Consider the following 8,206-nt stretch of genomic DNA (forward strand, 5'->3'; position numbering starts at 1 on the left):
CGAGGTTGTGCCGCCATGAGGCGACATCTCCGATGGCCCAGACGTGCGGTGCACTGGCGCGGCCGTGGTCATCGCAGACGACGCCGTTGTCGAGTTTGATGCCGCTGCCCTCGAGCCACTCGGTCGCCGGATGCGAGCCGATGCCGACGACCACCAGATCGGCGTCGAGTTCGGTGCCGTCGCCGAGCACCACCTTCTCGACGCGATCCGAACCGTGCACCTCCGCGACGCCCACACCGCAGCGGACGTCGACACCCTCGGCGCGGTGCACCCGGGCAACCAGCTCGCCGATCTGCTCGCCGAGCACCGCCGCCAGCGGCGTCGGCTGCGGCTCCACCAGTGCCACCTCGACGCCGAGCTTGCGCAGGCTCGCCGCGACCTCACAGCCGATGAACCCGGCCCCGACGACCACAGCGCGCCGAGCCGACCCCGCCTCCTGGCGCAGGGCCACGCTCTCGTCGTAGTTCCGCAGTACGTGGATGCCCGCGAGATCGGGGAAGGACGGAATCCGCTTGGGCACCAGACCGGTAGCGATGATGAGCTCGTCGTAACCCAGCTCGGACCCGTCGGCGAGCGTGACGGTCTGCGCTGCCGTGTCGAGGGACCGTGCGCCGTTGCCGAGCCGCACGGTGATGTTGTTCTCCTCGTAGAACTCCGCGGGCTTGAGGGTGACGTCGTCGGTCTCGGCGCGCAGCACCTCCTTCGACAGCGGAGGCCGGTCGTACGGCAGATGGTCCTCGTCGCTGACGATCGTGACCGTGCCGGTGTACTCCGATCGCCGCAGCTGCTCGGCGGTACGGGCGGCCGCGAGTCCGCCGCCGACGATGACGATGCCCGCTGATGTGGTCATGGGCAGTTTCTTACACGATCCCTACGGCGATTTGTCCGCCACCCCGGCCAATGGTGCTCAGCCTCGATCGCGGTCGATCACGTTCGTCAACACCACGATGCTCTCGCTGCGCTCGACCTCGGCGGCCGAGCGGATCCGTTCCAGCGCCTCCTCCAGGTGCCGCATGTCGCGCGCGACGACGTGCAGGATCGCGTCGGCCGTTCCGGTGACGGTGGCGGCGCTGATCACCTCCGGGATGTCGATCCAGGCCGCCCGCAACCGTTCTGGGGCAATGGTTCCGTGACGGAACACCTGCACGTAGGCCTCGGTGGTCCAGCCCAGGGCGGTCCGGTCGACGACGGTGGTGAAGCCGCGGATGACTCCGGTGTCGAGCATGCGGTCGACCCGGCGCTTGACTGCGGGCGCGGAGAGGTTGACTCGCTCCCCGATCTCGGCGAACGTGGCGCGCGCGTCGTCCGTGAGGGCGGCGAGGATCTGCTCGTCGGTCGCGTCGAGGCGGTTCATCCGACACCTCCGCACAATGAATCGCTGATTTGACGAACTATACGCAATCTTTCGCTGGTAGACACGCAACAGTCAACGATTGATTGCGCCCAAGGGCATCCCTACCGTGGATTCATGACGGTTATCGATGTCGCCGCGGCACGCCAGCCGAACCGGCCCTCCCGGCGGCGGGCGCGCCTGCGTCACTACGTCATGACCCCGCCGACCTACTTCGCGGTCGAGTACGTGATCAACCCGTGGATGAATACCGCGACGCCTGTCGACAACGAGCTGGCCCTCGCCCAGTGGGAGACGTTGTGCCGGACGTACAAGGAGCTCGGGCACGTTGTCGACATCGTCGATCCGGTCCCGGGGCTGCCCGACATGGTCTACGCCGCCAACGGCGGCCTGATCGCCAGCGGCGTCGCGGTCGTCGCGAGGTTCGCCTACCCGCAGCGCGCGGCCGAAGCGTTCGCGTACGCAGAGTGGATGTCTCAGCACGGGTATCAGTCCGTGCAGACCCGCCACACCAACGAGGGCCAGGGCGACCTGCTCATCGCCGGTTCGATCCTGTTGGCGGGCTACGGATTCCGGACCGATCGCCGAGCCCACGACGAGATCGCGCAGTTGTTGGGACTCGCCACCTACAGCTTCGAGCTGGTCGATCCGCGGTTCTACCACCTCGACACCGCGCTCGCCGTGCTCGACGACACGACGGTCGCGTACTACCCGCCGGCGTTCAGCGACACCTCGCGGGTGAGCCTGCGGACGCTGTTCCCCGACGCGATCGAGGTCGCAAGTGCCGACGCCTACGTCCTCGGCCTCAACGTGGCTTCCGACGGGTACAACGTCGTGCTACCCGCCGCGGCCACCGGCTTCGCCGCCCAGCTCCGCGAGGCCGGCTTCAACCCCGTCGGCGTCGATCTCTCCGAACTGCTCAAGGGCGGCGGATCGATCAAATGCTGCACATTGGAGGTGCATCCGTGACCACGTTGGAGGCGACGGGCGCCGCGATCGACGACCGCTGCGTGGCGCACAACTACGCGCCGCTTCCGGTGGTCGCCGCCAGCGCCGAGGGCGCGTGGATCACCGATGTGGAGGGCCGTCGCTACCTGGATTGTCTTGCGGCGTATTCGGCGGTTAACTTCGGGCACCGCAACCCCGAGATCACCGCGGTCGCGCATGCCCAGCTGGACACCGTGACGTTGGTCAGCCGAGCGTTCCACTCCGACCGTCTGGCGCCCTTCTGCGCCGCGTTGGCCGACCTGTGCGGCAAGGACATGGTGCTGCCGATGAACAGCGGCGCCGAGGCCGTCGAGAGCGGCATCAAGGTCGCCCGCAAATGGGGCGCCGACGTCAAGGGCGTTCCGGCGCATGCCGCGAATATCGTGGTGGCGCACAACAACTTCCACGGCCGCACCACCACGATAATCAGCTTCTCCGACGACGAGACGGCCCGCCGCGGCTTCGGCCCGTACACCCCCGGATTCCGCGTCGCGCCGTTCGGCGACGCCGATGCCTTCGCCGACGCGATCGACGAGAACACGGTCGCGGTGCTGATCGAACCGATCCAGGGCGAGGCGGGGATCATCGTTCCGCCCGATGACTTTTTGCCCCGCCTGCGCGCGTTGTGCACGCAGCGCAACGTGCTGTTGATCGCCGACGAGATCCAGTCCGGTCTGGCGCGCACCGGCAAGACGTTCGCCTGCGAGCACTGGGATGTGACGCCCGACGTGTACCTGCTCGGGAAGGCCCTCGGCGGAGGCGTGATGCCGGTGTCGGCGGTGGTCGCCGACTCTGACGTCCTCGGCGTGTTGCATCCCGGAGAGCACGGCTCGACATTCGGAGGCAATCCGCTGGCCGCGGCGATCGGGTCGACCGTGGTGGCGATCCTGCGGCGTGGCGAATTTCAGCGCCGCTCAGCCGAACTCGGCGCACATCTGCACCGGCGGCTGCGGTCGCTGATCGGTCACGGCGTCGAGGCGGTCCGCGGTAAGGGTTTGTGGGCCGGCGTCGACATCGACCCGCGCTCGGGCACCGCCAAACAAGTCAGCCTGCGCCTGGCGCAGCGCGGCGTCCTCGTCAAGGACACCCACGGTTCGACGCTGAGGTTCGCTCCTCCGCTGGTGATCACCGAGGCCGAAATCGCCTGGGCGATCGACCAGTTCGCCGCTGTGTTGCTGGTCCCCTGAGTTCGGCGAGCAGACGCAAAACTGCCGGAAATCGGCGGAAATTGGGCAGTTTTGCGTCTGTTCGCGAGGGAAAAGTCAGTGCTTCATCGCGCCGCGGTCGACCGCGATCTGGCTACCGGAGAGCGTCTTCGAACCGTCACCGGCGAGCCACGCGACGACGTCGGCCACCTCTTCCGGCTCCATGAACCCCTGAAGCCCCTTGTTCTCCTCGTCGAGCGGCTGGTACGGCATCGGAGCGAAGCTGTGCAGATAGCTCGGATACTTGGCGAAGATCGCCATCATCGCGTCCTTCTCGACCATCGGCGTCTCGATCGAGTACGGGTGAATCGAGTTCACCCGGATCCCGAACTCGCCGGCCTCGATGGCCAGCGCGTTGGTCAGCGCGGTCAGTCCGTGCTTGGACGCCGCGTAATGCGCGTTGCCGGGCGTGGCCTTCAACCCGGCCGAGGAACTGACGATGATGACCGATCCGCCGTTGCCCGCGGCGATCATCGCCGGCAGGGCGGCGCGGATGGTGCGCCACGTCCCGTTGAGGTTGACGTCGATGACGGTGTCCCACTGCTCTTCCGACATCTCCCAGATGCGGCCCCAGCTGAGCACGCCGGCGTTGGCCACCAGGATGTCGAGCCTGCCGAACTGCTCGACGCCGTCGGCCACCACCTGCTGTAGCGCGGCCAGGTCTCGAATGTCGACTTCGCGGGCGAGCACCTTGCGGCCGGTCGCCTCGACCGCGCGCACCGTCTCGGCCAGATCCTCCGACGTCGGCATCGGGTAGGTGATCGTCTCCGATATCGGGGCGCAGACGTCGATCGCGATGATGTCGGCGCCCTCACCGGCCAGCCGCACCGCGTGCGCCCGCCCCTGCCCGCGCGCGGCTCCGGTGATGAATGCCACTCGGCCTTCCAGGGGTCGGTTGATCGCCGTCACCGCTGCTCCTTCCGGGATCCTCCGGACAGGCTAACAGCCAAACTGAAACGTGTTCTAGCGGCTGATTCACTCAATGGGATCAGCGGGCTCCGAAAGGCTACAGGTCAGCGATTATTTGCTGGCGCTTCGCCGTGTATTCGCCCTCGGAGATCGAACCCATAGCGCGCAGCGTCTCGAGTTCCTGGAGGCGCGCAGCGGTCGATGGTTCCGGGGGTGCGACTGAAGGGGCGGCGGTTGGTACCGCGGCGGGTGGCGGGGCGGTGCCGGCCGGTGCCTGATGCGCAGCCGCCGCTCGGCGCACGACCTGCTGAACCTGCTGACGTGCAACGGGATTCGACCTCAGGTCGATCATGTTGTTGAGCCCGATGTTGTTCGCCTTGAGGATGTGCAGGATCTCCATCAGCGGCTCCGTCTGGCCGGTCAGATCGTACGTACGGTTGTCCTCGGCGATGGTGAAGTTGGCGGGCATCATCCCGCTCACCAGACTGCTTCGCTCCCAATCGATCTGATACTCGTTGGTCATCGGGTCGACCAGCGCGACCAGCTTGCGGTTGGTGATCATCGGCAGCCTCGAGATCGAGGCGATCACCCGGTCCTGGCTGGCGAACGGCGCGATGCCGGGTCCGGAGATCTGTAGGTCGAGTTTCACCAGCGGCTGTTCGTTGATCCGCGTGCCGGTTTCGTGGATTCCGGTGACCTGAGCCAGCGCCAGTACTCCGGTCTGTTCGAGAGCGGCGGTCTTGGCCGCCGACCGGGCTCCTCCGGCCGTGATCGCCAGTGCGATCAGCACATCGGCGGCAGTGATGAGCAGGCCGGCCCAGAACATCCACTTCATCATCGGATCGGCGCCCGAGGCGAAGTAGATGACCAAGAAGATCGGCCCGACGATGCCACACAGCAGCACGAAGGCCTGAACCTTGATGTAACGCCACAACATGCCAGTCACGCTCCCGTCATCACCGCCTGACCTGCGTGTCAGATTAGCGCCAATCGCCCGTCGGTGAGCCGTATCGTCGTGCGATGGCATCGGTGGAGAAGTCGCGGTCGGGGTGGACCTTGGCTGCCGTCGCACTGGCGTTGTTCTGTGTGCAGATCGACTACTTCGCGATGAACCTCGCGGTCCCGCGCATGGCGGTCGAGTTCGGCAGCAGCGCAACCGACCTGCAGTGGATCGTCAGCGTCTACATGCTGGCTTTGGGCGCGTTCATGGTGCCCGCGGGCCGCATCGGTGACATCTTCGGCCGTCGCCGCACGCTGCTCGCCGGGGTCGCGTTGTTCGGCGCCGCCTCGGTGGCGTGTGCGGTGGCGCCGACCCTCGGCGTGCTGATCGCCTTCCGGGTGGCGCAGGGATTGGGTGCGGCGTTGATCTTTCCGGTGTCGGTGAGTGTGCTGACCAACGCGTACGGCGTTGCGAGGGCTGGCCGGTCGATCGGATTGGCTTACGGCATAGCGGCTTTGGGCAATGCGGCCGGTCCACTTGTCGGCGGGTTGCTGACCGACACCGTCGGCTGGCGATGGATCTTCTGGCTGAACGTGCCACTCGCCGCGGCGTCGCTCGCCATCGGGGCGCGCGTCGTCACCGAATCATTCGACGAGTCGGCGCCCCGGCGCATCGATACGGCGGGACTGGCGTTGATCAGCGTCGGGATCGGGCTGTTCACGTTGACCTTCGATCGCGCGCCCGGCTGGGGCTGGCTGTCGGTGTCGACCGTCGCCGCGTTCGCGGGTTCGCTGCTCGCACTGGCGGCGTTCGTCGTCGTCGAGACCAGGGTTCGGTGGCCGCTGGTCGACCTGTCGCTCGTCCGCAACGCGAGGTTCACGATCCTGGTGGTGGCGGGCGCCGTCGCGAACATCGCTTACGCGGTGACCATCTTCTTGTCGACGGTGTTCCTCCAGACAGTCCGGGGACTCGACCCGTTGACCGCCGGACTGGCGTTCCTCGGCCCATCGGCGGGAGCGGCGATCGGCGGTGTGCTGGCCGGCAGGCTCGGCACTCGACGCTCGCCTGCGGCCGTGATGGGTGCGACGACGGTCGCCGCCGCGCTCGGCCTCGGCGCCGTTGCGCTATCGCGCGATTGGGCGCCCTACCTCGTCGCCCTCAGTGTGTGCGGGCTGACGCTGGGTCTGGTCTACGCATTCACCACCGTCGCGACGCAGGCGGTGGTGCGTCCGGAACGGGCCGGCGAGGCCGCCGGGGTCACGCTGACGGTTTTGGTGTCGCTGGCGGGCGTCGGCGTGGCGGTCGCGTCGACCGTGCTGGAGATGTTGCAGCGCAACGGAACACCGGCCGCGGAGGCGATCGACGCGATCCTTGCGGTGCTGGCGGTGGCGCTGCTCGCAGCCGGAGCGGTCGTGCTGTCGATCGCCCGGCGGACGGCTACTCGGTCGGAGCCGTCGCGTCCGTCGGTGTCGCCGCGGCCAGCGGGGTGATCGGAAGCGCGTCGGGCGCCTGCGGTGTCACCGTCGCCGGCCCGATGAGCTGATACAGCGGCTGGGTCCAGCGGTACCCGCTCGAGGCCTTCGTGTAGCCGGTGTGGATGAGCGTCGAAACCTTCGACACTTCTTCGGCGTCGGGGTCGTAGTCACAGACCGCATCGTTGAGCTCGCACACGCTGATTGTGCGGGCACCGATCGCGGGCGGAAGCGGCGCCGGCGCATGCGCGAGGATCGGCCAGTCCTGGGCCACGCCCTTTCCGGCGCCCGGGACGCTGGTGACCGAGCCGATGTTGATGGTCGGGTCGGCGGGCAGGCGGTCACCGTCGGCGATGAGCAGCGCGGCCACCACGTTCGGATTGGTTCCGGCCGCATGCAGATTGCGGTGCACCACCATCGCGCCCTGCGAGTAGCCGGCGAGCACGACCTTCGACTCCGGGCAACGCTGGGTGAACGCCGTGTACTGCGACTCGAGCGCGGAAGCGCCGGCGTCGACGCTGCCCATGAAGCCGAGCCACTCCCCGACGCCGCCGTCGTCATCGGGCACCGGGACGGCGGGGTACTCGACGGCCTCAGCCGTCATCGTGCGACCGTCGGCCGTTACCAGACGCTGCACGTCGCGGTAGGACTGGTAGATGTCGTCGCCCATTCCGGCGTTCGAGGTCAGGTCGCCGTCACGCTGTCCCGATCCCGCGGCTCCGAACCAGTGCACATCCGGGCAGCCGGGCGCGGCCTGAGCCGTGGCGGTGGACAGACCCGCGAGTGTGGCACCCGCGATTGCGGCTGCGCTGGCGAGCGTGGTGAGACGACCGAACATGAAACCCTTACCCTTCTTCGCCCGACCAGGGCATACGCGAAGTACATCGTCTCGGCGGCCGCGGACGTTACGGGAAACCAGCCGTCGCGAAGTAAACGCGAAAGCGGCGCCCACCCGCAGGTGAGCGCCGCTTTGCGACAGATAACTACTTGATGATCTTCGTGACCCGGCCGGCGCCGACGGTACGGCCGCCCTCGCGAATCGCGAAGCGCAGACCCTCGTCCATGGCGACGGGCTGGATGAGCTTGACGGAGATGTCGGTGTTGTCACCGGGCATCACCATCTCGGTGCCCTCCGGCAGCGTCACCACGCCGGTCACGTCCGTGGTACGGAAGTAGAACTGCGGACGGTAGTTGTTGAAGAACGGCGTGTGCCGGCCGCCCTCGTCCTTGGACAGGATGTAGACCTGGCCCTCGAACTCGGTGTGCGGCGTGGTGGTGCCGGGCTTCACGACGACCTGACCGCGCTCGACGTCCTCGCGCTTGATGCCACGCAGCAGCAGAC

The 8,206-nt window shown here is 67.6% G+C and carries 9 protein-coding genes; 3 read left to right on the top strand and 6 right to left on the bottom strand.

Features of this window, described 5'->3' with window-relative positions:
* Both A5698_RS14610 and A5698_RS14615 read right to left on the bottom strand, forming a co-directional pair.
* Positions 1-850, bottom strand: an 850-nt coding sequence (locus A5698_RS14610) for an NAD(P)/FAD-dependent oxidoreductase (protein ID WP_068298087.1), incomplete at its 3' end; no start/stop codon positions are given.
* A 57-nt stretch (positions 851-907) separates the two neighbouring features.
* Positions 908-1,354 (bottom strand): Rv2324 family transcriptional regulator, encoded by a 447-nt coding sequence (locus tag A5698_RS14615; protein ID WP_067090953.1) that lies wholly within the window; start codon positions 1,352-1,354, stop codon positions 908-910.
* Between the two features lie 114 nt (positions 1,355-1,468).
* On the opposite strand from A5698_RS14615, the gene ddaH reads away from it, so the two are divergent.
* Together ddaH and rocD are read left to right on the top strand one after the other, a co-directional pair.
* Positions 1,469-2,320, top strand: coding sequence for a dimethylargininase (ddaH, locus tag A5698_RS14620; protein ID WP_068298089.1), 852 nt, complete (start codon positions 1,469-1,471; stop codon positions 2,318-2,320).
* The gene (rocD, locus tag A5698_RS14625) at positions 2,293-3,525 is read left to right on the top strand and encodes an ornithine--oxo-acid transaminase (RefSeq protein WP_068298092.1); all 1,233 of its coding nucleotides are present in this window, start codon (positions 2,293-2,295) and stop codon (positions 3,523-3,525) included. The genes ddaH and rocD overlap by 28 nt, the downstream gene beginning before the upstream one ends.
* Positions 3,526-3,600: 75 nt before the next feature.
* Here the strand turns inward: rocD and A5698_RS14630 are convergent, their stop codons facing one another.
* The gene (locus A5698_RS14630) at positions 3,601-4,452 is read right to left on the bottom strand and encodes a mycofactocin-coupled SDR family oxidoreductase (protein ID WP_197500711.1); all 852 of its coding nucleotides are present in this window, start codon (positions 4,450-4,452) and stop codon (positions 3,601-3,603) included.
* Positions 4,453-4,549: 97 nt separating this feature from the next.
* The gene (locus A5698_RS14635; protein WP_068298096.1) at positions 4,550-5,389 is read right to left on the bottom strand and encodes an SHOCT domain-containing protein; all 840 of its coding nucleotides are present in this window, start codon (positions 5,387-5,389) and stop codon (positions 4,550-4,552) included.
* 83 nt (positions 5,390-5,472) lie between these two features.
* Here A5698_RS14635 and A5698_RS14640 point away from each other — a divergent pair, with 83 nt between their 5' ends.
* Positions 5,473-6,882: an MFS transporter gene (locus A5698_RS14640; protein WP_084792451.1), complete on the top strand. Its 1,410-nt coding sequence runs from the start codon at positions 5,473-5,475 to the stop codon at positions 6,880-6,882.
* On the opposite strand, the gene A5698_RS14645 is transcribed toward A5698_RS14640, so the two are convergent.
* Both A5698_RS14645 and A5698_RS14650 read right to left on the bottom strand, forming a co-directional pair.
* Positions 6,830-7,702, bottom strand: a complete 873-nt coding sequence (locus A5698_RS14645; RefSeq protein WP_068298099.1) for a cutinase family protein — start codon at positions 7,700-7,702, stop codon at positions 6,830-6,832. The genes A5698_RS14640 and A5698_RS14645 overlap by 53 nt on opposite strands.
* A 145-nt stretch (positions 7,703-7,847) precedes the next feature.
* The coding region (locus tag A5698_RS14650; RefSeq protein WP_502688928.1) for an EF-Tu C-terminal domain-related protein at positions 7,848-8,206 on the bottom strand (359 nt) is incomplete at its 5' end.

The sequence above is a fragment of the Mycobacterium sp. E136 genome (genome assembly GCF_001666865.1).
In the GTDB taxonomy this organism is placed as follows: domain Bacteria; phylum Actinomycetota; class Actinomycetes; order Mycobacteriales; family Mycobacteriaceae; genus Mycobacterium.